Source organism: Desulfovibrio legallii (genome assembly GCF_900102485.1).
Lineage (GTDB): Bacteria > Desulfobacterota > Desulfovibrionia > Desulfovibrionales > Desulfovibrionaceae > Desulfovibrio > Desulfovibrio legallii_A.
In genome coordinates this window covers 187,793-212,893 of record NZ_FNBX01000001.1, presented here as the reverse complement: position 1 = coordinate 212,893, position 25,101 = coordinate 187,793, and the positions used below count along the sequence as shown (strand labels likewise).

Genomic DNA, 25,101 nt, shown 5'->3' with positions numbered 1-25,101 from the left:
CCCTTCCCCCCACAAAAGCATCTTTACCCCTCCATGGGCAGAGCCCAGCGGGGCAGGGCGCGCCAGGCGCGGTTGAGGGCTTTTTCCTGTTCCGGCCAGCGGGGGGAGTAGCGGGCCAGCTCGGCCCGGTAGGCCGGGGAATGGTTCATGTGCCGCAGGTGGCACAGCTCGTGCCAGCAGAGGTGTTCCAGCAGGGGCAGGGGCAGGAGCAAGGCGCGCCAGTTGAGGTTCAGGCGTGCCGCCGGCGCGCCGTCCGCCGTGGGGCGCCGGGAGCAGCTGCCCCAGCGGCCGCGCTGGTCGCGCACGCTGGTCCGGGCCAGGGCGAAGCCGCCGCGCAGGGCCAGGTCTTCCACATAAGGGGGCAAGTGGGTTGCGGCCAGGGTGCGGCACCAGTGCTGCAGGGCCGCGGCGCAGGCCTCCGGCGCTGCAGGGCCGTAGAGGCGCAGCAGGCCGGGCGTTTCCACTGCCAGCACGCGGCCTTGGGGTGTTGTTTGCAGCAGGGCGCGCGCGCCAGGGGCCACGGCTGCGGCGCGCCCGGCGGCGAAGCTGCCGCCGTGGGCTACGTCGAAGCGCGCGTTGCGCAGCGGCAGAAGGATAGCCTGGGGCAGGGCGGGTTCCGCCGCACGGGCGCGCCGGGCCTTCCAGGCGCGCTCCAGCCAGGGCAGGAAGCTGGGCAGGCACATTTCCAGCTGCTGCAGGGGCAGCCCCTGCGGTACGGTGAGGGTAAGAGCGCCGCCGGGGCTGAGGGAAAGGCGCGTGCGCCGGGCACGGGCCGAGGGCCGCACGGCGGCAGTGAGCAGGGTGCCATCGGCCAGCAGGAAGGGGACGCTCAGGGGCGGGGCAAGGGCGGCAGATTTTGCAGCCATGGGGGCATGCTGCCACAGGGGGCAGGGGCTGTAAAGCCTGGGGGGCGTGGTTTTGCGTTGGATGGGGGCAGGCGCGCGGCGCGCGGCATAATTTTTGCTTTTGCCGCAGGGAGCGGTCAGGCGCGAAAAATTTTCCGTCATTATGGGCGGCGGCAATGGCTTGCACGGGCAGGCAAGCGCGCCACAAGCAAGCAGGAGCAATCCATGAGCATCAGCACCATCAGCGGCAGCAACGGCGTCACCAGTCTTGAGGAAATTTTCGGCATCAACGGCACGGGCAGCGCCAGCAGCAGCACGAGCAGCAGCGAGGCTTCCGGCGATACGGTGGATATTTCCGACGAGGCCCGCAAGATTTTTTCGGAGAGCATCCACAAGTATGATTCCGGCTCCACAACGACGGCCTCTGCGGAAAGCGAGGGCGACAGCACAGACGATAGCTCCACCTCTGAGGAAAGCTCCGGCAGCGCAGGCGGCAGCGCGGCCGCGGGCGGTTCCGGCGGGTCTTCCTCCAGCAGCGACACGGTGGAGAGCATCAAAAAGCAGATCGAATCTCTGAAGAGCCAGCTCACGAGTTTGGCCAACCAGGCGGGGGCGGGCGACCAGGCCGTGGAGAGCAAGATGAACGCCCTGCAGGCCCAGCTGGCGGCGCTGGAAGCCCAATTGGCGGCGGCCCAGGCCTGAAGCCTTGACAGATGGTCTTTCAGTAATTACTTCCAACGATGGAGGGGGATGGCGGCGGCTATCCCCTTTTTTGTTGTGGATCAACTCTTGTAACTAATCCTCAACCCTGCACATTTTTGTGCAAAGAGAGGCAGTGATGAAATCCTTGAAAGGCACGCAGACGGAGAAGAACATCCTTACCGCCTTTGCCGGCGAGTCTGAGGCTCGCAACCGTTATGACTTTTTTGCCGGTCAAGCCAAAAAAGATGGCTACGTGCTGGTGCAGGACATTTTTCAGGAAACAGCCCTGCAGGAAAAGGAACACGCCAAGCGCCTGTTCAAGTTTCTTGAAGGCGGCGAGGTAGAGATCCAGGCCGGTTATCCCGCGGGCGTCATCGGTGCCAGCGAAGCCAACCTGCGCGCCGCGGCCGGCGGCGAAAACTACGAGCACACCACCATGTATCCCTCCTTTGCCGCCACGGCCGAAAAAGAGGGCTTTGCCGAGGTGGCCGCCGTCATGCGCAACATTGCCGTGGCCGAAGCCTACCATGAGAAGCGCTTCCTGAGCCTGGCCAACGACATCAAGGAAGGCCGCATGTTTGTGCGCAACAAGCCCACGGTCTGGCGCTGTCTCAACTGCGGCTGTCTGGTGGAGGGCGAGCACGCTCCCGAGGTCTGTCCGGCCTGCGCCCATCCCAAAGCCTACTTCGCGGAACTGAACTACACGTTCTAGGGCATTTCAATTTTGAAATGCCCTGGCGGCTGTGCGGGCTGCCAGCTGCCGTACAGGCTACGCGCGAGGTATTTTGCGCTGTTAAGCGCCGGAACGGCGTGCCGGAAACGTTGAGAACGCATTTTTCAACGGTAATCTGCTCTAAGAAGCCATGGCGCTTTTGCCCTTTATCCCCGGCTTCCGTCTTTGCACGGGGCCGGGGATTTTGCGTTTGCGGGGCCCAGAGCGGCACTTGGACGGCCCCGCCGGGAACCGCTTGACGCCCGGCACTGTGCGTGGCATCTCTCTGGTATGCTTAGGTGATTTTCAAGCCGGGGCGCGTCCGGCCCGTGCGGCGTCGCGGCTATGTTCCCCCAACCAGGAGAAAAGCATGACCACCGTTCTCGGTTCTCTGGAGCAGGTGCTGCTCATGGCCCCCGGTCCCAGCCCCGTAGCCCCCAACGTGCTCAAAGCCATGGGCATCCCCACCCTGGGGCATATGGACCCGGACTGCTTTAAACTCATGGACGCCCTGCAGGAGCAGCTGCGGGCCGTGTGCAAAACCCGCAATGCTGTTACCTTCCCCATTTCCGGCACGGGCTCGGCGGGCATGGAAGCCTGCTTCGTCAACCTGGTGGAGCCTGGCGACGCCGTGCTCATCGTCACCAACGGCGTGTTCTGCTCCCGCATGGTGGAGGTGGCTTCGCGCCTGGGCGCGGCGGTGGACACGGTGGAATGCCCCTGGGGCACGCCCATCCGGCCCGAAGCCGTGGAAGCCCAGCTGCGCCGCAAGCACTACAAGCTGCTTGCTGTGGTGCACGCCGAAACCTCCACAGGCGTCAACAACCCCGTGGCGGCCCTGGGCGCGCTGGTCAAGGGCAGCGACACGCTCTTCCTGGTGGACAGCGTGGCCGGCCTGGGCGGCGTGGACGTGCGGGTGGACGAGTGGGGCATCGACGCCTTTTACAGCGGCTCGCAAAAGTGCCTTTCCACCCCTCCCGGGCTCGCGCCCGCGTCCTTCTCCGACGCGGCCATGGACGCCATGGCCAAACGCAGGACCAAGGTGCCCAACTGGTACCTGGATGTGGCGCTGATCCGCAACTACTGGGAGGGATCGCCCCGCGTTTACCACCACACGGCCCCCATCAATATGTACTACGGCCTGCACCAGGCCCTGGACAACCTGCTGACTGAAGGGCTGGAGGCTTCCTTCGCCCGGCACCAGGCCATGCACCAACGCCTGGTGGAGGGCCTGGGCGCGCTGGGCTTCAGCCTCTACGTCAAGGAGGGCGCGGCCCCGCAGGTGAACCTCTTTGTGCCGCCCGCCGGCGTGGACGCCAACGCCCTGCGCCTGCGCCTGCGGCAGGAACACAAGATTGAAGTGGCGGGCGGTCTGGGCGCGCTGGCCGGCAAGGTTGTCCGCGTGGGCGTCATGGGCGAAGGCGCGCGGCCGGAACCCATCGACCGCCTGCTGGCCGCCGTCAAGGCTTGCCTGTAGGAAGGGGAAAAGGGCGGCTTCTGCGGGAAGGAATGCTTATCGGGTGGGCGGAGAGTCCGTTCCAGGGGCAAGGCCGCACGAAGGCGTGCGGGGTACGGGCTGCCCGCCGGGGCGGGCGTCTGCTCACGCAGCCGCCAGGGCATTTCAAAGTCGAAATGCCTTAGACGCCCAGGTAGGCTTTGCGGACCTGTTCGCTTTTGAGAAGATTGGCGGCCGTGTCGTGCATGACGATGCGGCCGTTTTCCATCACATACCCGCGGTTGGCAATGCGCAGGGCCTGGTTGGCGTTCTGCTCCACCAGAAAGACGGTAGTGCCGTCGGCGTTGACCTTGCGGATGATGTCAAAAATCTGCTGGATGATGATGGGGGCAAGGCCCAGGGAAGGTTCGTCCAGCAAAAGGAGCTTGGGGCGGGCCATGAGGGCGCGGCTGATGGCAAGCATCTGCTGCTCCCCGCCGGAGAGGGTGCCGCCCAGCTGGCGGCGGCGTTCGGCCAGAATGGGAAAGAGGCTGAAAACGTAGTCCAGGTCCTGCTTCACGGCGGCGGGGTCGCGCCGCAGAAAAGCGCCCAGGTCCAGATTTTCGCTCACGCTCAGGTCGGGGAAGATAAGGCGGCCTTCCGGCACCTGCGAGATGCCCAAGGCCACGATTTCGTGCGGCGGCAGGGTGTGGATGGGCTTGCCGTACCAGAGAATTTCGCCCTGGCGGGGCCGATTGATGCCGCAAATGGTCATGAGTGTGGTGGATTTGCCCGCGCCGTTGGCCCCGATAAGGGTGACGATGTCGCCTTCTTCCACGTTGAGCGTGATGTCGCGCAGGGCCTGGATATTGCCGTAATAGGTGTCCACATGGCTGAGCTCAAGCATCGCTTTCTCCCAGATAGGCCTTGATGACGCGGGGGTTGACGCGGATTTCCGCCGGCGTGCCCGTGGCGATGCAGGAGCCGTACTCCATCACATAGATGCGGTCGGAAAGGGACATGACCATGCTCATATCGTGCTCAATGAGCAGGATGGAGAGCTTTTTGGCGTCGCGAATGGAGCGGACCAGGTCTTTGAGGTCGTTGGTTTCCTGGGGGTTCATGCCCGCGGCGGGTTCGTCCAGCAGGAGCATGCGCGGCTCCGTGGCCAGGGCGCGGGCGATTTCCAGGCGGCGCTGCGCGCCGTAGGGCAGGTTGTGGGCGGCTTCGTTCCAGAATTCGTCCAGATGCACAAGCTGGAGCAGGGCGTAGCTCTGGTCGATGCTTTTCTGCTCTTCTTTGCGGGTGCGGCCGTCGCGGACGAGCGCGCCCCAGATCCCTGCGCGGGTGCGGCAGTGGCGGCCGATCATAACGTTTTCCAGCACGGTCATTTCGCCGAACAGGCGGATGTTCTGAAAGGTGCGGGCCATGCCCATAACCGTGATTTTGTGGGGCTTCACACCGTTGAGCACATGCTGCCGCCCCTGGGCGTCATAGAGGCGCACCTTGCCTTCGGTGGGGGTGTAGATGCCCGTGACGCAGTTGAAAAAGGTGGTCTTGCCCGCGCCGTTGGGGCCGATAAGGGCCACAATTTCCCCTTCGTTCACGGTCAGGGAAACTTCGTTGAGGGCGCGCAGGCCGCCGAAATCCTGGGTCAGATCCTGTACTTCCAGCACGGGGGTCACGGGAGTTCTCCTTTGCCATCGCCGTGCGGGGCGCTGATGCGGTAGCGGCGGCGCTCGCCGCTGATGAGTCCCTGCGGACGGAAAAGCATCATGATCACCATGGTCAGGCCGAAGAGCAGCATGCGGTATTCGGAAAAGGCCCGCAGGTACTCCGGCACCAGAATGAGGATCATGGCCGCAATGACCACGCCGGTGATGGAGCCCATGCCGCCCAGCACCACCATGGAGAGGATCATGGCCGATTCCATGAAGGTGAAGCTGGAGGGATTGATGTAGGTGGTCTTGGCCGCGAAGATGACCCCGGCAAAGCCCGCCCAGCAAGAGCCCAGGGCAAAGGCCGAGAGCTTCACGCGGGTGATGTCTATGCCCATGGCCTCGCAGGCGATTTCATCCTCGCGCAGCGCCTGCAGGGCCAGCCCCACGCGGGAGTTTTTCAGCCGGCTGATGACCACAATGGTAACGATGACGGCCGCCAGCACCAGGTAGTACACATAGGTGGTGCTGGCGCTGATATCCATCTGCAGACCGAACAGACCTGGCCGGGGGATGTTGTCGATGCCGCGCGGCCCGCCGGTGACGCTGGTCCAGTTCTGGAGGGTCAGGCGCACGATCTCGCCGAAGCCCAGGGTGACGATGGCCAGATAGTCCCCGCGCAGGCGCAGCACGGGAAAGCCCAGCGCCAGGCCAAAAAGGATGGCCATGACCCCGCCTACGGGCAGGCAGGCCCAGAAGCCCAGGCCGAAAAACTGGTTGAGCAGGCCGTAGGTGTATGCGCCCACAGCGTAAAAGGCCACATAGCCCAGCACCAGCTGGCCGGCCAAGCCTACCACAATGTTCAGGCCCAGGGCCAGCATTACATAGAGCAGGGCCGAAATCATGATGTTGGTCTGGTAGAAGGAGCTGACCCAGGGCATGATCACCATGACCCCCAGCACCGCGCCCAGGGCTGCCGTGAGCACGCGGGGCCGCTGGCGCAGCGTCGCCAGGCGGGCGAAGAAGCCGCCCGCGCGCGGCAGGGAGAGCAAGGGCAGCCCGCGGGCCTTGCGGGTGAAACACCAGTCCCAGATCAGGGCCAGGCCGAAGATGGCCGCGCCCAGAATAAGGATGCGGTCAAAACGCCAGCTGACCGTGCGGTCAACGGTGTTGAGCTTGATGCCCAGCACCGGCAGGGTCAGCAGCATGAACCAGATGGAAGCAATGGCGGCTTTACAGATGCGATGCATGGCTAGACCTTCTGCACGGTGGCTTTGCCCAGGATGCCGTCGGGCCGGAAGATGAGGATCACGATCAGGATGGCGAAGGCCAGGATGTCCTCATAGTTGCCGGAAAAATAGCCGGTGGTGAAGCTCTCGGCCAGGCCCAGCACCAGGCCGCCCAGCATGGCGCCAGGGATGGAGCCGATGCCCCCCAGCACCGCCGCAGTAAAGGCCTTGAGCCCGGCCAGAAAGCCGATGCCGAAGTTGACCTGCCCCATGTGCGAGGCGATGAGCACGCCGCCCAGGGCCGCCAGCGACGAGCCCACAATAAAGGTAAGCGAAATGATGCGGTCGGCGTTGATGCCCAGCAGCAGGGCCATTTTGCGGTTCTGGGAGGTGGCGCGCATGGCCTTGCCCATACGGGTGTAGCGGATGAACAGCGAAAGGCTGACCATGGCAATGGTGCTGACCAGCAGGATCAGAAAATCGCTGGGGCCCATGACGTAGCCGATGCTTTCCAGAAAATCCATCTCAGGCAGCAGGTTGGGAAAGGGGACGAAATCCGAGGTCTGGGCCAGCAGCACATAGTTCTGCAAAAAAATGGACATGCCGATGGCCGAAATGAGCGGCGAAAGGCGCGGCGCGGCGCGCAGGGGCTTGTAGGCCACTTTTTCAAGGGTGTAGCCATAGGCTGCACACCAGACCATGGCCGCCAGGGCCGCCACCACCAGAATGCCCGCCGCCGGGAACCCATAGACTCCCAGCACCCCGGCCACCAGCAGGGCCGTAAAGGCCCCCAGCATGTAGACTTCGCCGTGGGCGAAGTTGATGAGCCCGATGATGCCGTAGACCAGGGTGTAGCCCAGAGCAATGAGGGCATAGATGCTGCCCCGGGTGAGGCCGCCGAAAAAAAGCTCTATGAAAAATTGGATGTCCATGCCGTCCTGCGCGCGTTGCGGACCGGCCCGCCGGGCCGCTCGCCGGTTCTTGTGCCCTTGCCGGGCGTCTGGCCCCTTGCCCCCGCCGGGCCGGGACGGCCTGTCCGCGGGAGACGGCTCTGTGGGGCATATATGCGGAGGGCGCGGGGCAGGCCCGCGCCCTCTCAAAGCGTCAGCAGGTTAGTCCAGCGTAATGCTGTGGTCGAGCTCCACAAATTTGCCGCCTTTGACCTGGTAGATGGAAAGGCCCATGCCGGCGGCGTCGCCCTTGGCGTTGAAGGTGATTTTGCCGAGGGGCGTATCCACAAGGTTGGAGTGCAGCACGGCCTTGAGCTTGGCCGTATCCGTGCTGCCGGCCTTTTCAATGGCGGCCAGCAGGCACTGGGCGGCGGCGTAGGCATTGTAGTAGCCGAAGCCGGGCTCGCTGCCGAAGGCCTTGACGTGCGCTTCGCGGGCAGCCTTGTATTCAGGCAGGGCGCTGGTGTCTTTGGGGTAGGAGGCGTAGGTGCCTTCGCTATCCTTGCCGGTCATCTTGAGGAAGGTTTCGTCCTTCACACCGTCGGGGCCGATAAGCGGCACTTTCAGGTGGTCGCGGCGCATCTGCTGGATGAGCTTGGAGGCCACGGGCTGGTAGCCGCCGAAGACCAGGATGTCGGGCTTGGCGCGGCGCAGTTTGCGCACCACGGCCGAAAAATCCACGGCGTCGGGCGTCACGGCTTCAAACAGCACGGTCTTCACGCCGGCCTTTTCCAGGATGGCGCGGTTGTTGTCGGCAAAGCCCTTGCCGTAGTCGCCGTTGTCGTGCAGGTAGGCCACAGACTTGGCCTTGAGCTTGTTGAGCACGAAATCGCTGGTGAGCTTGGCCTGGGCGTTGTCGTTAGCCACGGTGCGGAAAAAGAGGGGGTTCTTGCCGTCCTCTGTCAGGCCGGGAGTGGTGGCCGTGGGCGAAATGGCAATGATGTTGGCCTGCTGGAAGAGCGGCAGGGCGGCCTTGGTGGGGCCGGAGCAGATGGGCCCGATGACGGCCACAGCTTTGTCGGAAATGAGCTTGGTGGCCGCGTTGGTGGCCATTTCGGGCTTGCACTGGTCGTCCTGCGCGATGATTTCGATTTTGCGGCCCAGCACGCCGCCCGCAGCGTTGGCCTTTTCCACCACGATCTTGACCGCGTTGAGGCTGGGCACGCCGTAGGAGGCCAGGTCGCCGGAGTGGGCGCCCTGCACGCCGATTTTAATGGTATCCGCCGCCAGGGCGGGCGCGGCGGCCGCCGCGCAAATAGCCGCTGCCGCAAGCCAGGTCATAGCTTTGTTCATTATGCCCCTCCCACGGGAAATAGAGGTGTGCGCACGCGCGCAACAGGATGAAGGCTTTTCTATTGCCCCATTGCGGGCGTGCTGTCAATGCGGTTCAGGCTTTGGCCGCGCCGTCCTTGCCGCTGCCGCTCTTGCCGCCGCCGCTCTTGCCGCCGCCCTTTTTGTGGCTGGAGCGCAGGTGCAGGCGCATGGGCGCGTGGGCGATGCCGAACATCTGCCGCAGGCTGCGTTCCAGATAGCGCACATAGCTTTCAGGCACGCGCTCGGCGTCGCTGACAAAAAAGACGAAGGTGGGCGGTTCCGTCTCCGCCTGGGTGAGGTAAAAGAACTTGGCCCGCACCCGTTTGACCACAGGCGGCTGGTGGCGGGTAAGCACGGCCTCCATGGCCCGGTTGATCTGCCCGGTGGAGATGCGCACGCTGCATTCTTCATGGATTTGGCGCGCCAGGGGCAGAATTTTGCCCAGCCCAGCCCCTTTGAGGGCCGAAACCGTGAGCAGGGGTACATGCGGGCAGAAGGAAAGGGCCTCGGCCACGTTCTTTTTGAGCTGCTCCAACGAGGCCCTGGGCACGAGATCGCATTTGTTGATGAGCACCATGAAGGGGATTTTGCGGGTGTTGAGCATGTCCATGAGCCGCTTGTCCTGCTGGCTCACGCCCTCGGTGGCGTCCAGGGTGAGCAGGGTCACATGGGCCTTGCTGCCGGACTTGATGGCGGCGTTGACGGAGTAGCGCTCCACGCTGTCTGTGATTTTAGTGCGGCGGCGCACGCCGGCCGTATCCACAAACACATAGTCCTGTCCGTCGCGGGTCAGGCGCACGTCCACGCTGTCTCTGGTGGTGCCCGCCACGGCGGAGACGATCATGCGCTCCGCCCCGGCCAGAGCGTTGACCAGGGAAGATTTGCCCGCGTTGGGGCGGCCCAGCAGGGCCAGGCGCAGGGCCGGGGGCTCTGGCGGTGCGGCGTTGCGCGCCGCTTCAGGCAGCAGGTCGGCCAGGGCCTCGGCCAGGGCGTTGATGTTGTGCCCGTGCTCGGCGGAAACGGAGAGCACGGGAAAGCCCAGGGCGTGAAATTCGGCCAGGTATTCGTCCTCGCGCTCTGCGCCGTCCACCTTGTTGACCACGCAGAGGGTGGGCAGGCCCTTGCGGCGCACATGGCTGGCCAGGTGTTCGTCCAGGGGCAGCAGGCCGTCGCGGCCGTCCACCACAAAGGCCACGGCCGCGGCTGTGGCCAGGGCGTCTTCAGTCTGGGCCAGGATATGGCGTTCAAAGCCGCGGATGCCTTCGGGGCCTTCCACCACGGCGGCGTGCGCGTCCAGGGTGATGCCGCCCGTATCCACAATGCCGAAGGGCGGCAGGCCGCTGCGCCGCACCACGCCTTCCATGCGGTCGCGGGTGATGCCGGGCCGGTCATGGGTAATGGCGCGGTTGCTGCGGATAAGACGGTTGAAAAGGGTGGATTTGCCCACATTGGGGCGGCCCACCAGGACAATGCGGGGCAGAGTGTCGGCCATGACGTATCCTTGGAACCGCGCGTCCGGGGCCGGAGCGTCCGCCGCGCGGCGGGCGCGGGCGGAGCCGCCGTGCCCGGGGCGGAACCGGGTCATATTTTGGGGGCGTTACTGCAAGGGCGGGTTTATACCATGCTTCTCGCCCAAGGGAAAGGGGCCTTCCGCGGCCTTGGGCGCGGCGGACGCCGCCTTGGCGGGAGCGCGGACGGACGGCGGCTGGGCCGGGGCCGCAGCCGCATTGGGCGGCAAAGGATCAGGCGGGGCGGCCAGGGCGTGCGGCCCGGTCCAGGGGGGCAGACAGGCAAAGGCGCGCCCATTCGGCAGGGTCAGGCGCAGGGCATGCAGGCAGAGCGGCCGGTTTCGGCCCGGCGGGCCGTACTTGCCGTCGCCCAGCACGGGGTGCCCCAGGGCCGCGAGCTGCGCCCGGATCTGGTGCGTGCGGCCCGTAATAAGGCGAACCTGCACCAGGCTTTCTTCCTGCCGCAGGCAGAGGGGGCGCGCCAGGCAGAGGGCCTCCCGCGCGCCGTGCGCGCCCGGAGCCGTCAGGCGCATCCTTTCCTGCCCTTGCGGGCCTTCCTTGCGCAGGTGGCAGCGCAGCAGGCGGAGATCCTCATAGGGCCAGCGGCCCTGCACCCAGGCCACATATTCCTTGACCATCTCGCCGGAGCGCAGGGCCTCCTGGGCGGCGACCAGGGCTTCGTAGGAGGCCGCCACCAGGAGTGCGCCGGAGGTGTCTTTGTCCAGCCGGTGCGCGGGGGTGGGCCGGAAGGGGGCCGTGGAAAAATGTCGGGCCAAGCGGGTGGCCAGGCTGTCTTCATGGCCGCTGCCGGGGTGGGTGGGAAGCCCGGCGGGCTTGTTGAAAACCCACCAGTAGCCGTCCGTGCCCAGCAGGGGGGGCAACGCGCCTTCCGGCGTTTCCGCGGGCGCACCCAGGGCGGGCGCGTCCGGCGCGGCTTCCGCCGCCGCCATTCTGAGGGCAAAGGGCGGCAGACGCACGGCATCGCCCGTGCTGACGCGGGTAAAGGGTTTGCAGCGGCCGCCGTTGACGCGCACCTGCCCCGTGCGCACCCAGCGGTGCAGCATGGCCTGGGGCAGGCCCAGGCGACGCTGAAGAAACTGGAGCAGCTTCTGGCCGCTTTCTGGTTCGCTTACCGGGGGAAAGTCAGCTGCCGCGGCAGCGTCGGCTGCAAGGGCCGCAGGGGCGGCAAAGCCGGCGTGCGGTGCAATGGCCGTGTCCCGCAGGGGAGCCGCGGCGGCTTCCGGCTGGGGCCGGGCCGCAGCCGGAAAGCGGGACAAGGGTGTAGGCGGAGGGTTGTCTTCCGATGGCATGAGAGCAGTTTGGCCCAAAGGTCGGGCGGCGTCAAGGGCATATCCGCTTCCGGCGCGGCTTTGGGCGGTCGGGTGGGGCAGGCCGGGGCAAAAAACGGCCTGCGGTCAGTTGTAGCGGCTGTCGTTCAGGCTGACGGTCACCTGCTGATGGCTTTCGATCCATTTTTTTATCCGCAGGTGCATGTCCGTGCGGGTGGCGAACTTGTGGCGCAGCATGGCGCGGTCGGCATTGGCCAGGGTCTGGTTGACGGTAACCTCCGGGCTGGTCGTGCAGGCGCAGCCGATGGACATGAGGGTGGGCGGCTCGTCGGGGGTGGCGGCGTTAAATTCCTCCTGCCTTTCCCGCAGGCCGCGCACGATTTCCTCAGCCTCTTCCGGCTGGCAGTGGGGCAGGAGGGCGGCGAACTCGTCGCCGCTCATGCGGGCCACGCAGTAGGAAGGCGAGAGGTTGGTGCGCAGAAAAATGGCCGCCCGGCAGAGCAGGGCGTTGCCCTGGGGATGGCCCAGGTAGTCGTTGACCATTTTGAGGCCGTTGACGTCGGTGACGATGACGCTCACGGGGCGGACGTTCTGCTGCTCCAGGCGGTCCGTCTCCATATTGTAGAAGGTGCGGCTGCGCAGTCCCGTAAGGGGATCGTTGCGGATCATATCCTCCAGTTTGGCTCTGTCGCCCTGGCTGGCGCTGATGTCCGTGTGCAGGCCGATGATGCGGGTGGCCCGGCCCAGGGCGTCGCGGTGGGTCACATAGCCGCGCGAGAGGATCCAGGCCCAGCAACCGTCCCCGCGCCGCATGCGGTAGGTATAGGCAAAGGTGTCGCCCGGCTCCGGCGAGGCCGCCATGTGCAGCTGGGGGGGCACGATGTCGTCGTAGTCGTCGGGATGGATTCGTTCGGTCCAGGCGTCCAGTACCGGGGCTAAGTCGCCGGGGTTGTAGCCCAGCATGCTGAGGTAGGTGGGGCTGTAGTACACCTCGTTGGTGCGCGCGTCCCAGTCCCAAAGGCCGTCGCCCGTGGCGTTGAGGGCCATGAGCAGGCGGTTGGCGTCGTGGGGCGGGTTGATCTCCAGGGGGGCCTGGTCTGCGGGCGCGGCCGCGGGCTGGCGTTGGCACTCCGCCCGCGATCCCGCCATGACGCAGGTGCTGCCCACCACGCGGACGGCGCGGCTGGCTTTATCGCGCTCTACCACCAGCAGCTGGCAGCGCACCAGCTTGTCGTGCATGGGAAAGATGCACTCCATGTGCGGGCCGCTGAGGCCGCAGAGCACGTTTTCCAGCACCTGCAGCACATGCACCAGGCGCTCCAGCGGGCAGAGGGCCAGAAACTCCTGCATGCTGCAGGGCGGATTTTCCTCCAGCCCCAGCCTGCGCCGGGCGCCCAGGCTCAGGAACAGGCGGTCGGAAGGCACGTGCCATTCCCATATGGCGTCGGAAGAATCCATCTGGATGATGAGGCGCTGCGGCGGGCAAGGCTGGTCTGGCATGTACGGGACTCCGGCCATACGAAGCCGAGAGCAGTTTCACGGCCCGGCGCGCGGGCATGAAACCGCGATCTGGCGGTTTATGTGCGTGGAACTGCTGAGCAGCATAAACCGCCTTAAAAAAAAATGCCAGGGGTCAGCCGTGGTCGTGGGGGCGATTGCCCAGCGGGTGGGCATGCAGATGGGCGTGGGCCAGGGAGGGGGCGCAGGTGTCCAGTCGGCCCTGGTCGATGGTGAGGTACTGGGAGGAGGTGCGCTCCAGAAAATCCCAGTCGTGAGAGATAGTTATCCGCGCCGTGTCCAGCCCCTGCAGGATCTGGATGATGCGCTCGCGGGCCGTGTTGTCCAGGCCGTTGGTGGGTTCGTCCAGGAGCAGGGCTTCGGGCCGCATGGCCAGCACCGTGGCCAGGGAGACCAGTTTTTTTTCGCCGCCCGAAAGGCGGTGGGTCAGGCGCTGTTCAAAGCCCGCAAGACCCAGGCGGTGCAGTGTCTCCAAGGCGCGTTCGCGGGCGGCTTCGGGCGCAAGCCCCAGGTTTAGGGGGCCGAAGGCCACGTCTTCCAGCACGGTGGGGAAAAAAAGCTGGTCTTCAGCGTGCTGCAGCACAAAGCCCACGGCGCAGCGCAGGGCGTAAAAATCCTTTTCGTCCCGCAGCTCGCGGCCGTGAAAGCGCACTGCGCCCCGCTGCGGCCTGGCTAGGCCGGTGATGCAGCGGAAAAACGTGGTCTTGCCGCTGCCGTTGGGGCCGTAGAGCCCCACCCGCTGGCCCGGATAGAGGGCAAAATCCACCCCGCGCAGCACTTCCTGCGTTTCCGTTGCCTGCCCGTAGGCGTAGTGCACATCCGTCAGGCTGAAGATGGCCTGCGGCGTCGTGTGCGGATCAGCCATGCGTCCTCCCCAGGCCTTCCATAAGCAGCACTGCCGACAGCGCGGCCGCAAGCCCCAGGGCGAAGACCGCATCCCCCCGACGGGCCCGGAAAACCGCCACCGAGCGGAAGCGCCCGGTAAAGCCCCGCAGCAGCATGGCCTCGCGCACCCGGATGGAGCGTTCATAACTGCGCACCAGCAAAAGGCCCAGCAGGGAGGCCAGGGTGCGGTAGGTGCGCAGGTCGCTGCGGGGGCGAAAGCCGCGCAGCCGCGCCGCCACCAGCAGGGCGTGCCACTCCTGCGCCAGCACATGGATATAGCGGGCCGTAAACAGAAACAAAAAGACGAGCTTGGGCGGGCAGCCCAGGCGCTCCAGGGCGTGCCCGGCCGTGGGCGCGTCCATGGTAGCCGCCAGGGCCAGAAAGGCGCAGACAATGGCGTTGGATTTGAGCGTTGCCAGCAGGGCCAGGCGCACGCCGGGAACCGTGACGGTGAAGACGCCCCACTGGGCCAGAGCCGGGCCGGGCATGGTCAGGGGCGTGACGCACCACAAAAAAAGGATAAAAATATTCACCGCACCCAGGCGGCGGGCCAGGGGCAGCAGCGGCGGGCGGGCCGCAGCCAGCAGAACGCAGCCCAAGGCAAGGCCCAGGGCGCAGGCCGTGAGGGACTGCAAAGGCGCAAGACACGCGGCGAACAGCCCGGCGCAGGCCAGGCGCACCCGTGGGTCCACGCCCTGCAGAGGCGAAGGGCGGACAAAGGGCTGGTCAAACACCTTCCCGCCATTACCCCCGGCGGCCTTTGAAGTAAAGCCCCAGCCCGGCCAGGCCCACCAGCCAGCCGATGCCGCCCACGATTTCCGTGAGCCGCGGCCCCTGGGCCCGCAGCTGGGCCAGATCCCGGCGCAAGGGGGCGAGCTTTTGTTCCAAGGCCGCGTCCACGATCTGCCGGACCGCCTCCGGCGTGAGCGCCGGGGAAGCGCCGCCGGACGGGGCCGCGTCAGCTGCGTCGGCCCTGGCCGCCGGGGCGGCGTCAGCGGCGGGAAGAGCGGCGGGGGAGGCGGCGGCCGGGGCAGGAACCGCCGCCTCCTGTGCCGTGGGTTGCGCTGTGGCGGCCAGGTCGGCGGCGTCCAGAACCCATTCGTTCTGGTGCCCCTCCCCGGCGTTGACGCGGATGCGCAGGCCGTGGGCCCGGCCCTGCGGCGGCGCGTCAAAACGGAAATTCCCCTCATCGTCCGTACGGCCTTCCAGCAGTTTTTCGCCGGTGGCGGCGTCAAAAACCGTGATCAGCCCTTGCCGCACGCTCTTGCCGCCGCTGAAGGCGCACTCCACGGCTACCTGCGGGCCTTCGGTCCAGGCAAAGACGTTGACCCTGTGGGCCAGGCTTTGCTCCGGCGCGAGCAGAAACAGGGAGAGGAAGCCGACCAGGAAGGCGGCGGACAAGAACGGGAAACGCAGAATGCGGCACAGCGGCATAGTCTTCTCCGGCGGAAGGTCAGGCGGCCAGGCGCAGCAGCTCTGGCCGGACTTTGGCGATAAAATCCACAGTGAACATGGTGATCAGCCCTTCCACCAGCATAATGGGCAGATGGGCCAGGAAGAGCAGCCGGGCGGCGGCGGCAAAGCCTTCGTCGCTGGCGCTCAGGGCCAGGGCCGTGAACAGGGCCGCCGCCAGCACGCCCAGCGCGCCGCAGCAGAAGGCCGCCGCGCGACGGCCCGCGGCCGAGGGCATAAGCCGGCACAACCCCCGGAAGACATACCAGGAGAGCACGGCCGCAAAGCCCATAGTGCAGGTGTTGACCCCCAGCACGGTGAAGCCGCCGAACTGAAAGAGCAGAGCCTGCAGGGCGAGTCCGGCCAGGATGGCGGGAATGGCGGCCCAGCCCAGAATGACCCCCAGCAGCCCGTTGAGGATGAGGTGGGCGCTGGAAGGGCCGATGGGCACATGGATGAGCGAGCCCACAAAGAAGGCCGCAGCCAGGATGGCCACGGTCATCAGCCGGTCGTAGTCCAGGCGGCGCAGGCCTGCGGCCGTGCCCGCGGCGGTAAGGGCGTAGCCCGTAAGCAGCACGGCAGGGGAAAGGACGCCTTCGGCGATGTGCATGATCGCGCCTTTTTGCGGCGGGCCGAGGGCTGTGCGCCCCCGGCCGGTCGGCGGAGAAGGGTTACTTGCGCACAGGCGCGGCAAAGTTGGTCCAGAGCACGGCGCCCAGCTCAATGGGCTTGGCCGTGCCCTTGTAGTCCAGGGTCTCCTTGGCCGTGTTCAGGGCCGCAAAGCCCCACCAGCCGGCCCAGGGCACGCCGAAGGCGAACACGCCGTTCTGGTCGGCCTTGACCACCTGGGTCACATACAGCTCGTTGGGGGCCGCGTAGCGTTTGTCCTTATTGTAGTATTCCACTTCCACTTCCGCGCCGGGCACGGGCTTGCCGTCCAGCAGCACCTGTCCGCGGAACACGTTGCCCGCATAGTTGGCAAAGGGCCTGGTCAGGGGCACGATTTCCGTTTTGAGGCCAATGGGTTCGCCCCAGCCTTCTTCTTCGCCGAAGGCGGCCACCACGGTCTTGGTGTAGTGGACGATGTAGGTGTCTTCCGCGGGCTCAAAGTAGGGGACGGGCTCCACCGCAAACTGGTACACGCCGGGGCGGGCTATGGCGTAGGCGGCCTGCCAGGCTTTGTGCCCCATCAGGGTTGCGGGCTTGAGATTCGCCTTGAGGTCCTGGGTTTTGCCGTCGTGGGTGACGGTAAAGGCCTTGGGCGCGGCCATGTCCATCCCCTGCAGTTCCATGGGGTGGGCAAAGGCGATGTCCAGCTTAAGGGCGGCGTCCTTCTTGGCTGTAACCGTGGACGTTGAGGGAATGACCATGCCGAAATGGGCCTCGGCCTGGGCGCTCATGCAGAGCAGCAGGGCAAGGGCGGCGCAACAGTTCTTCCACATGGGGGCTTCCTGAGGTTGAAGGTGACGAAGGGCGTCCCGGGGCGCTGCATTGACGAGCGCTGCAGCCTTGATAGCACAAAAATTTAAAAAGTAGCAATAGAAAAATCGCCTCGCCGCGGACGATTGCCTTGCCGCAACAATCCGGTTTATAAGAACGACGGCCCCGGAGTTCGTCGCGCGGGCCGCCTCTCCTTTCCCCCCCATGACCTGCGGAGCGGCCTGCCGCCGGCTCCCCAACCCTCTCATCACCTGTGGAGATGTCCTATGAAACGGTGTGTGGCGGTGCAGCATGTGGCCTTTGAATCTCTGGGCGCGTTTGTGGAACCGCTGGAACAGGCCGGCTACGCCGTAAGCTATGTGCAGGCCGGCGTGGTGCCCCTGGGGCCCGACGTGTGGCGCGACGCGGCCCTGGCCGTGGTTCTGGGCGGGCCCATCGGCGTGAACGAAAAGGACCGCTATCCTTTCCTGGCGGAGGAGCAGGCCCTGGTGGAAGCGCGCCTGGCCTCAGGCCGCCCCCTGCTGGGCGTCTGCCTGGGGGCGCAGCTTATGGCCGCGGCCCTGGGCGCGGCCGTCTACCCCGGACCAGCCAAGGAGATAGGCTGGGGCGGCGTGGAGCTGACCCCGGCGGGCATGAGCGGCCCCTTGGCGGAGCTGGCGGGCGCGCCGGTGCTGCACTGGCACGGCGACACCTTTGACCTGCCCCAGGGCGGCGCGCTGCTGGCCTCCAGCAGGCTCACGCCCCACCAGGCCTTCCGGCCCGGCAAAGGGCAGCTGGCCCTGCAGTTTCATGCGGAAATGGATCCGGCCATGATGGAAACCTGGCTCATCGGCCACTGCTGCGAGCTGGCCGCCGCCGGGCTGGACCCCTGCGCCATCCGCGCCGACGCCCAAAAGCTGGGCGCGGCCGCCCGCGCCGCGGGCCACGCCTTCTTCCGCCGCTGGCTGGCCGAGGAGGTGGAGTAGCTTTTTGTGGGGGAAAAGGAATTTTTGAGCGCTGCTGGCTGGCCGAGGAGGTAGAGTGGCTTTTTTGTGGGGGAAAAGGAATTTTTGAGCGCTGCTGGCTGGCCGAGGAGGTAGAGTGGCTTTTTTGTGGGGGGAAGGGAACTTTTGTGAACAAAAGTTCCCTTCCCCCCACACCCCCCATCCCTCAAAAAACTTTACTCTGGTCAGAGGGCGCGCCGGGCGTGCCCTGGCCGGAAGATTTTCCCCAAGCATGGGGGAGGAGTATCTGACGTTATAGCGCCCAGGCGGTTGCGCGCGGCAGAGGGGGAATTGCCGTGCCCTTGGGGTAGATTAACTTTGAGAATATACCTGCTCAAAGTTTATGGCACGCTCGTTTCAGCGCTTGCCGGCGTAAATAAATTGCGTTTACGCCTCCACGGCGGGCGTTTGCTCACGCAGCCGCCAGGGCATTGCAAAGTTGAAATGCCCTGTCAGCGCGCTGCACCTGTCCGGCCACGGTACGCGGGAACAGATTCAGGTTGTCGGATCTGCGGTTGTTGCGCCCGGATGGGAAGCAGCCGCGCAGCCTCCCCCTGCGGGCAGCCCCTTCATCCGCCGCAGGAGCAGCCCCCCGCATCATACCATTTTTGCCCCACCAGCGCCGCTTCGTCGCGTCCGGCGGGCTGACGCAGGGTCAGCAGCTTCAGGCCGGATTCCAGCGCTTCCGTTTCCAGCACGAGCCCCGTGACCAGGGCAAAGCTCTCCAGCCAGCGCGGCGCGTGCTCGCACTTGATCTGCAGATGGGTGAACGGCGTCCTTTCTATAAACACCAGGATGGCCTCCCGCGCGGTGAACAGGGGGTCCGTTTCCTTGGCTGCGGCCATGTCCAGAAAAAAGCGGCCCGGAGCCATGGCGTGGGGGCGGCTTGCGGCAGGCCGCGGCGGCGTTGCCGGGGCCGGGCGCAGATTTGCCAGCAGGCCGTGGCGGATGCCCTCCAGCGCGCGTGGATCAAACCGATCCAGCAGGCAGACGGCAAAGCCCTGCTGATCCAGAATGCCGTACAGGCTGCCGGGGTCTTCCGCGCCCACCACAATGCGGCAACTGCCCAACCGGGTGGCCAGCAGCCGGGCCTGGCTGCGCAGCTCCTCCAGGCCTGCGTCGCCGGGCAAGGTCAGCGCATGGCGCGCCGCTTCCGCCCATTCCCCTTTCCCGCGCATATAAACGCGCACCTCAGCGGCCGTGGGCGGCGCGGCCAGTTCTCCTGCGGCGTCGTGCAAAACCGCCATCTGCGTGGTGTCCAGCAATCCCGTCATAAGCGTTTTCCTCCGGTTGCGGATGTGTGGCGCGTGCGCGCGCCCTTCTTTTCTGGTTGCCGTCCGCAAGGGTTGCAAAAAACGTGCGTCACCGCCGGAGCGTTGGGCCTCGTCGGCTTCAGGCGCGGCTTTGCGGCGCAAATCACGGCCGGGCGGCCCCAGGCTGGGCGGCCCTCCTTGCGTTCGCCCGCCATAACCCGCGGGGAATGTACGCCGGGCGAACGACGGACCGCGACCGTTGGTCCGGCACGCTTTTTTGGGATTAAATCCTTATATTTTAGTGTATTGCATTGCCTTCGCGAGCCTCCTGCCGATCCCGAAAAATAAAAACCGTGATAGTATAGCATACTGGTTTTATATAATAAATATGAAAAGTACGCCAAAGTACGAAATAAACCGGGTTCCGTTCCCGCCGGTACGCGCCTTGGTGAGGAAGAATTTGTAACATCATGGTATAAAAGGATTATATTGCAATGCCGGCGCTGGCACAGGGCATGCACAAGGGGAAGGCACAGGGCGCGCGCAGACCACGCCCGCACCACCCCAACAGCCGGAACCCCGGCGGGAGAACGCATATGCCTCGCAAGATCGCTATCTACGGCAAGGGCGGCATCGGCAAGTCCACCACCACCCAGAACACGGCGGCGGCCATGGCCCATTTTCACGGCAAAAAGATTTTCATCCACGGCTGCGATCCCAAGGCGGATTCCACGCGCCTGATCCTCGGCGGCAAGCCGCAGGAGACCCTTATGGACACCCTGCGCGCCCTGGGCGCGGAAAAGGTGACCTTGGACAAAGTGGTGAAAAAAGGCTTCCACGACATTCTCTGCGTGGAATCGGGCGGCCCGGAACCCGGCGTGGGCTGTGCCGGGCGCGGCGTCATCACGGCCATTGATCTTATGGAAAACCAGGGCGCGTATACGGACGACCTGGATTTCGTCTTCTTTGACGTGCTGGGCGACGTTGTCTGCGGCGGCTTTGCCATGCCCATCCGCGACGGCAAGGCGCAGGAGGTCTACATCGTGGCCTCCGGTGAAATGATGGCCATTTACGCCGCCAACAACATCTGCAAGGGCCTGCTCAAGTACGCCAAGCAGAGCGGCGTGCGCCTGGGCGGCATCATCTGCAACAGCCGTAACGTGGATAAGGAAAAGGAATTTCTGGAAGAGTTTACCACCGCCATCGGCACTCAGATGATCCACTTTGTGCCGCGCGACAACGTGGTGCAGAAGGCCGAGTTCAACAAAAAGACCGTCACCGAATTCGACCCTACTGAAAACCAGGCCCAGGAATACAGCATCCTGGCGGAAAAAATCATCAACAACCAGAATTTTGTCATCCCCCAGCCGCTGTCCATGGATCAGCTGGAGTCTATGGTGGTCAAGTACGGCATTACCGATTGAGCGGCGGCCCCGGCCGCTGCCTCGGAAACGCGCGTCGCACTTTTTACGTTTAATACAACACAAGGAGCCGCCCATGAAAATGGTACGCGCTGTCATACGTCCGGAAAGCACGGAAGCGGTGGTGGAAGGCCTTGCCGCATCGGGCTTCGTGGCCCTGACCAAGGTTCAGGCCTTCGGGCGCGGCAAACAGAAAGGGCTGGACAGCGGCAGCATGCACTACGACGAGCTGCCCAAAAATCTGCTCATGCTGGTGGTGGAGGACGAACATGTGGATCAGGTGCTGCAGCTGGTGCAGGAGCACGCCAAGACCGGAAACTTCGGCGACGGCAAGGTTTTTGTAAGCCCGGTGGAGCGGGTCTTCACCATCCGCACCGGCGCGGAAGGCGTGTAGGGGGCGGCCATGAAGGAAGTCATCGCCATTATCCGCCCCAACAAGGTTACGGCCACCAGGAAGGCCCTGGACCGGCTCGGCTTCCCCTGCATGAGCGCCGTGGCCGTGCTGGGGCGCGGCAAGCAGCGGGGCATAGCCGACGAGGTGGCCGTGCAGATCAGCCCCATCGTGCGGGGCCTGGGCAGTTTCAAGGGCATGCCCTATGTGCCCAAGCGCCTGCTCTCCATCGTGGTGCCCGATGCCATGACGGACAAGGTGGTGGACACCATCATCAAAGTTAACCAGACAGGCGACATCGGCGACGGCAAGCTCATCGTCTGCCCGGTGGAAGACGCCCTGCGCGTGCGCACGGGCGAAACGGGCGAAGCGGCCATAGCGTAAAGCCCGGACAAAGGATTACCCCATGCCATACCATCTTTTTAAATGCAGCGAATGCATCCCGGAGCGGGAGCAGCACGCCGTGGTCAAGGGCGAGGGCGAGGATTTGACTTCCTGTCTGCCCCTTGGCTACCTCAACACCATCCCCGGCACCATTTCCGAGCGAGGTTGCGCCTTCTGCGGGGCCAAGCACGTCATCGGCACGCCCATGAAGGACGTGATCCACCTCTGCCACGGGCCCGTGGGCTGCACCTACGATACCTGGCAGACCAAGCGCTACATCAGCGACGACGGCAACTTCCAGCTCAAGTACACCTTCGCTTCGGACATGAAGGAAAAGCATGTGGTCTTCGGCGCTGAAGACCAGCTGCGCAACAGCATCAAAGAGGCCTTCAGGGCCTTCCCGCACATCAAGCGCATGACCATCTACCAGACCTGCGCCTCGGCCCTTATCGGCGATGACATGAACGCCCTGGCCCAGGAAATTATGGACGAAATGCCCGATGTGGACATTTTTGTCTGCAATTCTCCGGGCTTTGCCGGGCCCAGCCAGTCCGGCGGCCACCACAAGATCAACATTGCCTGGATCAACCAGAAGGTGGGCACCTTTGAGCCGGAGATAAAGAGCCGCTACGTCATCAACTATGTGGGCGACTACAATATCCAGGGCGACGTGGAAGTCATGTGCGACTACTTCCGGCGCATGGGCATCCAGGTGCTTTCCGTGTTCACGGGCAACGGCCGTTACGACGACCTGCGCTCCATGCACCGCGCTCAGCTCAATGTGCTGGAGTGCGCCCGCTCCGCAGAATACATCTGCAACGAGCTGCGCGTGCGCTACGGCATCCCTCGGCTGGATATCGACGGCTTCGGCTTTGAGATGCTCAGCGAATCCCTCATGAAGGTGGCGCTCTTCTTCGGCCTGGAAAAAGAAGCTCAGGCCATCATCGACGAAGAGACAGCCCGCTGGAAGCCGGAATTCGACTGGTACGCCAAACGGCTCAAGGGCGTGAAGGTCTGCCTCTGGCCCGGCGGCTCCAAGCTCTGGCACTGGGCCCACATCATTGAGAAGGAAATGGGCCTGGATGTGGTTTCCATCTACTCCAAGTTCGGCCACCAGGGCGACTTTGAAAAAGGCGTGGCCCGCGTCAAACCGGGCACCCTGGCCATCGACGACCCCAACGAGCTGGAAGGCCTGGAAGCCATGGAGGACTGGAAGCCCGACATCATCTTTACCGGCGTGCGGCCGGGCGAGGTGGCCAAAAAAGTGCGCGTGCCCTACCTCAACGCCCATGCTTACCACAACGGCCCCTGGAAGGGCTACGAGGGCTGGGTGCGCTTTGCCCGCGATATCTACAACGCCGTGTATTCGCCCATCCACCAGCTTTCGGGCATAGACATCAGCAAAGACGACTTCCCCCTGGACTGCGGCTTCATGACCCAGAAGCTGGTCTGCGGCAGGGACATTACAGACGAAAACGGCGAACGGGAATACACGGGCACATACGACTGTGTCACGCCCCTGCGCGGCAAGGAGTATCCGCCTTATCCCGAACCCCTTTCAGAGGCGGTGTAAACCGCGCGGAGGATGAGCATGGCAGACGGAAGCGCCACCAACCCACAGGTTGAAGCCATCATCGACTACATCATGAAGAAATGCCTCTGGCAGTTCCATTCCCGCGCCTGGGACCGGGAGCGGCAGAATGCGGGCGTCATGGGCCAGACCACGCAGATCCTCTGCGGTGAAACCCCGGACCTGAGCACGCCGGAAAACCGCTGTTACTGGGTGGACGCGGTCATCATGGCCAAAAATCTGCAACAGCAGCACGCCTGGCTCCGGGCCATGGGCGCGGAAGAGATCCGCAAACTTATGTCCGCGACCAAGGAACGGCTGGACTACCTGACCATCCACGGTTCGTTGAACCAGGAACTGACGGACCCCAAATACTGACCCGCGCGCCCGCGCAGCAGCGCGGCGTCCGGGGCAGTGTCCCGCAACCGGCCCGGCGGCCCGCCGCCGGGCCAGCGCCGGGGCGGGTGCGGCGACGCACGGCCCGGCCTTAAAAAGGATATGCCATGTCGTGTCAAATAATGGAAAAGGAACGGGCCGGCATCATCAACCCCATCTTTACCTGTCAGCCCTGCGGCGCGCAGTACGCCAGCATCGGTATTGAAGACTGCATCGCCATCGTCCACGGCGGCCAGGGCTGCGTCATGTTTGTGCGTCTGCTCTTTGCCCAGCACTTTAAGGACAATTTTGAAATCGCCTCCTCTTCCGTGCACGAGGACGGCGCGGTGTTCGGCGCCACGGGCCGGGTGGAACAGGCCGTGGACGTGCTGCTTATGCGCTACCCGGATGTGAAGGTGGTGCCCATCATCAGCACCTGCTCCACAGAGGTCATCGGCGACGATATCGACGGCGTGGTCACCAAGCTCAACAACGGCCTGCTCAAAGAGAAGTATCCGGACCGCGAGGTGCACCTCATCCCCATCCACACCCCCAGCTTTGTGGGCAGCATGATCAGCGGCTACGACGTGGCCGTGCACGACATCGTGGCCCACTTCGCCGCCAAGGGCGAACCCAACGGCAAGCTCAACCTCTTTACCGGCTGGGTCAACCCCGGCGACGTAAAGGAGCTCAAGCACCTGCTCAGCCTTATGGACGTGGACGCCACCGTGCTGTTTGAGATAGAGAGCTTCGATTCGCCCCTCCTGCCGGACAAGACCGGCAAATCCCACGGCAGCACCACCATTGCGGATCTGCAGGGCACGGCCAACGCCGTGGGCACTATCGCCCTCAACCGCTACGAGGGCGGCAGGGCGGCGACCTATCTGGAAAAGGAATTCGGCCTCCCCACCGTCATCGGCCCCACGCCCATCGGCATCCGCAATACGGACGTCTTTCTGAAGCGGGTGCAGCAGCTCACGGGCAAGCCTATCACCCCGGCCCTGGTGCACGAGCGCGGCGTGGCCATCGACGCCATTACCGACGTGACCCACATGTTCCTGGCCGACAAAAAAGTGGCCATTTACGGCAATCCCGATCTGGTCATCGGCCTGGCCCAGTTCTGCCTGGATCTGGAAATGAAGCCCGTGCTGCTGCTCCTGGGCGACGACAACGCCCACTATGCGGACGACCCGCGCCTCAAAGAAATGGTGGAGAAAGTGGACTTCAACATGACCGTGGTCACCAACGCCGACCTCTGGGAGCTGGACGGCCGCCTCAAGCGCAAGGAGCTGGAGCTGGACCTCATTCTGGGCCACTCCAAGGGCCGCTGGGCCGCCATGGACAACAACGTGCCCATGCTGCGCGTGGGCTTTCCCACCTACGATCGCGCCGGCCTCTACCGTTACCCCGTCATGGGCTACGCCGGGGCCACCTGGCTGGCGGAAAACATGGCCAATACCCTGTTTACCGACATGGAATATAAGAAGAATAAGGAGTGGATCCTCAACGTCTGGTAGCGGCCTGCGCGGCTTTTTGCTTCCGGCGGCGTCAGAAGGAATTTTTATTCCGGTCGAGGACCATAAAAGTCCACTCCCTGCATAAAAATTTTCTTCTTCCTTGCCGGAAGCAAAAATCCGCGGCAGGCCGCCCCCCGGCGGCGGTGGGGTGGCGTCCCGGCGGCGTCAGAAGGAATTTTTATTCCGGTCGAGGACCATAAAAGTCCACTCCCTGCATAAAAATTTTCTTCTTCCTTGCCGGAAGCAAAAATCCGTGGCAGGCCGCCCCCC

The 25,101-nt window shown here is 64.7% G+C and carries 25 protein-coding genes; 10 read left to right on the top strand and 15 right to left on the bottom strand.

The features are described 5' to 3' along the window. Positions 1–23: 23 nt before the first annotated feature. Complete coding sequence (locus BLS55_RS00935) at positions 24–866, bottom strand: M48 family metallopeptidase (protein ID WP_092152536.1); 843 nt, start codon at positions 864–866, stop codon at positions 24–26. Positions 867–1,070: 204 nt separating this feature from the next. On the opposite strand from BLS55_RS00935, the gene BLS55_RS00930 reads away from it, so the two are divergent. The 3 genes from BLS55_RS00930 to BLS55_RS00920 all read left to right on the top strand — a co-directional run bounded on the left by BLS55_RS00930 (position 1,071) and on the right by BLS55_RS00920 (position 3,736). Beyond that, positions 1,071–1,547, top strand: a complete 477-nt coding sequence (locus BLS55_RS00930) for a FlxA-like family protein (protein WP_092152452.1) — start codon at positions 1,071–1,073, stop codon at positions 1,545–1,547. A 136-nt stretch (positions 1,548–1,683) separates the two neighbouring features. Continuing rightward, positions 1,684–2,259 (top strand): rubrerythrin, encoded by a 576-nt coding sequence (gene rbr, locus BLS55_RS00925; protein ID WP_092152451.1) that lies wholly within the window; start codon positions 1,684–1,686, stop codon positions 2,257–2,259. A gap of 370 nt (positions 2,260–2,629) precedes the next feature. Next, on the top strand, positions 2,630–3,736 hold the full coding sequence (locus tag BLS55_RS00920) for a pyridoxal-phosphate-dependent aminotransferase family protein (RefSeq protein WP_092152450.1): 1,107 nt from the start codon (positions 2,630–2,632) through the stop codon (positions 3,734–3,736). A gap of 160 nt (positions 3,737–3,896) precedes the next feature. Here the strand turns inward: BLS55_RS00920 and BLS55_RS00915 are convergent, their stop codons facing one another. The 13 genes from BLS55_RS00915 to BLS55_RS00855 all read right to left on the bottom strand — a co-directional run bounded on the left by BLS55_RS00915 (position 3,897) and on the right by BLS55_RS00855 (position 16,939). Then, positions 3,897–4,601 (bottom strand): ABC transporter ATP-binding protein, encoded by a 705-nt coding sequence (locus tag BLS55_RS00915; protein ID WP_092152449.1) that lies wholly within the window; start codon positions 4,599–4,601, stop codon positions 3,897–3,899. After that, positions 4,594–5,379, bottom strand: coding sequence for an ABC transporter ATP-binding protein (locus BLS55_RS00910; protein ID WP_092152448.1), 786 nt, complete (start codon positions 5,377–5,379; stop codon positions 4,594–4,596). Before BLS55_RS00910 ends, BLS55_RS00915 begins: the two co-directional genes overlap by 8 nt. Further along, positions 5,376–6,602 carry an ABC transporter permease subunit gene (locus BLS55_RS00905; RefSeq protein ID WP_092152447.1) on the bottom strand — a complete coding sequence of 409 codons (1,227 nt, stop codon included), beginning with the start codon at positions 6,600–6,602 and terminating at the stop codon, positions 5,376–5,378. Before BLS55_RS00905 ends, BLS55_RS00910 begins: the two co-directional genes overlap by 4 nt. A gap of 2 nt (positions 6,603–6,604) precedes the next feature. Beyond that, a complete protein-coding gene (locus BLS55_RS00900) occupies positions 6,605–7,513 on the bottom strand; it encodes an ABC transporter permease subunit (protein ID WP_092152446.1) in 909 nt (302 codons plus the stop codon). Between the two features lie 180 nt (positions 7,514–7,693). Further along, positions 7,694–8,824 carry a branched-chain amino acid ABC transporter substrate-binding protein gene (locus tag BLS55_RS00895; RefSeq protein WP_092152445.1) on the bottom strand — a complete coding sequence of 377 codons (1,131 nt, stop codon included), beginning with the start codon at positions 8,822–8,824 and terminating at the stop codon, positions 7,694–7,696. Between the two features lie 94 nt (positions 8,825–8,918). After that, positions 8,919–10,337, bottom strand: a complete 1,419-nt coding sequence (der, locus tag BLS55_RS00890) for a ribosome biogenesis GTPase Der (RefSeq protein ID WP_092152444.1) — start codon at positions 10,335–10,337, stop codon at positions 8,919–8,921. A gap of 105 nt (positions 10,338–10,442) precedes the next feature. Beyond that, positions 10,443–11,630: an RluA family pseudouridine synthase gene (locus BLS55_RS00885; protein WP_257243077.1), complete on the bottom strand. Its 1,188-nt coding sequence runs from the start codon at positions 11,628–11,630 to the stop codon at positions 10,443–10,445. A gap of 138 nt (positions 11,631–11,768) precedes the next feature. After that, complete coding sequence (locus tag BLS55_RS00880; protein WP_092152443.1) at positions 11,769–13,142, bottom strand: GGDEF domain-containing protein; 1,374 nt, start codon at positions 13,140–13,142, stop codon at positions 11,769–11,771. A 133-nt stretch (positions 13,143–13,275) separates the two neighbouring features. After that, positions 13,276–14,025 (bottom strand): energy-coupling factor ABC transporter ATP-binding protein, encoded by a 750-nt coding sequence (locus BLS55_RS00875; RefSeq protein ID WP_092152442.1) that lies wholly within the window; start codon positions 14,023–14,025, stop codon positions 13,276–13,278. Then, positions 14,018–14,779: a cobalt ECF transporter T component CbiQ gene (gene cbiQ, locus BLS55_RS00870; RefSeq protein WP_092152441.1), complete on the bottom strand. Its 762-nt coding sequence runs from the start codon at positions 14,777–14,779 to the stop codon at positions 14,018–14,020. The genes BLS55_RS00875 and cbiQ overlap by 8 nt, the downstream gene beginning before the upstream one ends. A 10-nt stretch (positions 14,780–14,789) precedes the next feature. Beyond that, a complete protein-coding gene (locus BLS55_RS00865; protein ID WP_092152440.1) occupies positions 14,790–15,479 on the bottom strand; it encodes a hypothetical protein in 690 nt (229 codons plus the stop codon). A gap of 19 nt (positions 15,480–15,498) precedes the next feature. Then, the gene (gene cbiM, locus BLS55_RS00860) at positions 15,499–16,107 is read right to left on the bottom strand and encodes a cobalt transporter CbiM (protein WP_092152439.1); all 609 of its coding nucleotides are present in this window, start codon (positions 16,105–16,107) and stop codon (positions 15,499–15,501) included. Between the two features lie 61 nt (positions 16,108–16,168). Next, entirely contained in the window at positions 16,169–16,939 is a 771-nt protein-coding gene (locus BLS55_RS00855; protein WP_092152438.1) for a DUF4198 domain-containing protein, read from the bottom strand. A gap of 264 nt (positions 16,940–17,203) precedes the next feature. On the opposite strand from BLS55_RS00855, the gene BLS55_RS00850 reads away from it, so the two are divergent. Next, positions 17,204–17,902, top strand: coding sequence for a glutamine amidotransferase (locus BLS55_RS00850; protein WP_092152437.1), 699 nt, complete (start codon positions 17,204–17,206; stop codon positions 17,900–17,902). A gap of 587 nt (positions 17,903–18,489) precedes the next feature. Here BLS55_RS00850 and BLS55_RS00845 read toward each other — a convergent pair. After that, complete coding sequence (locus BLS55_RS00845) at positions 18,490–19,194, bottom strand: Fe-only nitrogenase accessory AnfO family protein (RefSeq protein ID WP_092152436.1); 705 nt, start codon at positions 19,192–19,194, stop codon at positions 18,490–18,492. A gap of 575 nt (positions 19,195–19,769) precedes the next feature. Between BLS55_RS00845 and nifH the strand changes: the two genes are divergently transcribed. The 6 genes from nifH (at position 19,770) to anfK (ending at position 24,831) form a co-directional block, all read left to right on the top strand. Next, positions 19,770–20,597 (top strand): nitrogenase iron protein, encoded by an 828-nt coding sequence (gene nifH / locus BLS55_RS00840; protein ID WP_092152435.1) that lies wholly within the window; start codon positions 19,770–19,772, stop codon positions 20,595–20,597. Between the two features lie 73 nt (positions 20,598–20,670). Further along, the gene (locus tag BLS55_RS00835) at positions 20,671–20,988 is read left to right on the top strand and encodes a P-II family nitrogen regulator (RefSeq protein ID WP_092152434.1); all 318 of its coding nucleotides are present in this window, start codon (positions 20,671–20,673) and stop codon (positions 20,986–20,988) included. A gap of 9 nt (positions 20,989–20,997) precedes the next feature. Then, positions 20,998–21,369 carry a P-II family nitrogen regulator gene (locus BLS55_RS00830; protein WP_092152433.1) on the top strand — a complete coding sequence of 124 codons (372 nt, stop codon included), beginning with the start codon at positions 20,998–21,000 and terminating at the stop codon, positions 21,367–21,369. 22 nt (positions 21,370–21,391) lie between these two features. Beyond that, positions 21,392–22,942 carry a nitrogenase iron-iron protein, alpha chain gene (anfD, locus tag BLS55_RS00825; RefSeq protein ID WP_092152432.1) on the top strand — a complete coding sequence of 517 codons (1,551 nt, stop codon included), beginning with the start codon at positions 21,392–21,394 and terminating at the stop codon, positions 22,940–22,942. A gap of 18 nt (positions 22,943–22,960) precedes the next feature. Further along, on the top strand, positions 22,961–23,317 hold the full coding sequence (anfG, locus tag BLS55_RS00820; protein ID WP_092152431.1) for a Fe-only nitrogenase subunit delta: 357 nt from the start codon (positions 22,961–22,963) through the stop codon (positions 23,315–23,317). A 125-nt stretch (positions 23,318–23,442) separates the two neighbouring features. Continuing rightward, positions 23,443–24,831 (top strand): Fe-only nitrogenase subunit beta, encoded by a 1,389-nt coding sequence (gene anfK / locus BLS55_RS00815; RefSeq protein ID WP_092152430.1) that lies wholly within the window; start codon positions 23,443–23,445, stop codon positions 24,829–24,831. Positions 24,832–25,101 lie beyond the last annotated feature (270 nt).

What these genes read in the sequence shown, in the direction of transcription:
- BLS55_RS00935 (WP_092152536.1), bottom strand. Translation starts at nt 866, where the DNA reads ATGGCTGCAAAATCTGCCGCCCTTGCCCCGCCCCTGAGCGTCCCCTTC.
- BLS55_RS00930 (WP_092152452.1), top strand. Translation starts at nt 1,071, where the DNA reads ATGAGCATCAGCACCATCAGCGGCAGCAACGGCGTCACCAGTCTTGAG.
- rbr (WP_092152451.1), top strand. Translation starts at nt 1,684, where the DNA reads ATGAAATCCTTGAAAGGCACGCAGACGGAGAAGAACATCCTTACCGCC.
- BLS55_RS00920 (WP_092152450.1), top strand. Translation starts at nt 2,630, where the DNA reads ATGACCACCGTTCTCGGTTCTCTGGAGCAGGTGCTGCTCATGGCCCCC.
- BLS55_RS00915 (WP_092152449.1), bottom strand. Translation starts at nt 4,601, where the DNA reads ATGCTTGAGCTCAGCCATGTGGACACCTATTACGGCAATATCCAGGCC.
- BLS55_RS00905 (WP_092152447.1), bottom strand. Translation starts at nt 6,602, where the DNA reads ATGCATCGCATCTGTAAAGCCGCCATTGCTTCCATCTGGTTCATGCTG.
- BLS55_RS00900 (WP_092152446.1), bottom strand. Translation starts at nt 7,513, where the DNA reads ATGGACATCCAATTTTTCATAGAGCTTTTTTTCGGCGGCCTCACCCGG.
- BLS55_RS00895 (WP_092152445.1), bottom strand. Translation starts at nt 8,824, where the DNA reads ATGAACAAAGCTATGACCTGGCTTGCGGCAGCGGCTATTTGCGCGGCG.
- der (WP_092152444.1), bottom strand. Translation starts at nt 10,337, where the DNA reads ATGGCCGACACTCTGCCCCGCATTGTCCTGGTGGGCCGCCCCAATGTG.
- BLS55_RS00880 (WP_092152443.1), bottom strand. Translation starts at nt 13,142, where the DNA reads ATGCCAGACCAGCCTTGCCCGCCGCAGCGCCTCATCATCCAGATGGAT.
- BLS55_RS00875 (WP_092152442.1), bottom strand. Translation starts at nt 14,025, where the DNA reads ATGGCTGATCCGCACACGACGCCGCAGGCCATCTTCAGCCTGACGGAT.
- BLS55_RS00865 (WP_092152440.1), bottom strand. Translation starts at nt 15,479, where the DNA reads ATGCCGCTGTGCCGCATTCTGCGTTTCCCGTTCTTGTCCGCCGCCTTC.
- cbiM (WP_092152439.1), bottom strand. Translation starts at nt 16,107, where the DNA reads ATGCACATCGCCGAAGGCGTCCTTTCCCCTGCCGTGCTGCTTACGGGC.
- BLS55_RS00855 (WP_092152438.1), bottom strand. Translation starts at nt 16,939, where the DNA reads ATGTGGAAGAACTGTTGCGCCGCCCTTGCCCTGCTGCTCTGCATGAGC.
- BLS55_RS00850 (WP_092152437.1), top strand. Translation starts at nt 17,204, where the DNA reads ATGAAACGGTGTGTGGCGGTGCAGCATGTGGCCTTTGAATCTCTGGGC.
- BLS55_RS00845 (WP_092152436.1), bottom strand. Translation starts at nt 19,194, where the DNA reads ATGACGGGATTGCTGGACACCACGCAGATGGCGGTTTTGCACGACGCC.
- nifH (WP_092152435.1), top strand. Translation starts at nt 19,770, where the DNA reads ATGCCTCGCAAGATCGCTATCTACGGCAAGGGCGGCATCGGCAAGTCC.
- BLS55_RS00835 (WP_092152434.1), top strand. Translation starts at nt 20,671, where the DNA reads ATGAAAATGGTACGCGCTGTCATACGTCCGGAAAGCACGGAAGCGGTG.
- BLS55_RS00830 (WP_092152433.1), top strand. Translation starts at nt 20,998, where the DNA reads ATGAAGGAAGTCATCGCCATTATCCGCCCCAACAAGGTTACGGCCACC.
- anfD (WP_092152432.1), top strand. Translation starts at nt 21,392, where the DNA reads ATGCCATACCATCTTTTTAAATGCAGCGAATGCATCCCGGAGCGGGAG.
- anfG (WP_092152431.1), top strand. Translation starts at nt 22,961, where the DNA reads ATGGCAGACGGAAGCGCCACCAACCCACAGGTTGAAGCCATCATCGAC.
- anfK (WP_092152430.1), top strand. Translation starts at nt 23,443, where the DNA reads ATGTCGTGTCAAATAATGGAAAAGGAACGGGCCGGCATCATCAACCCC.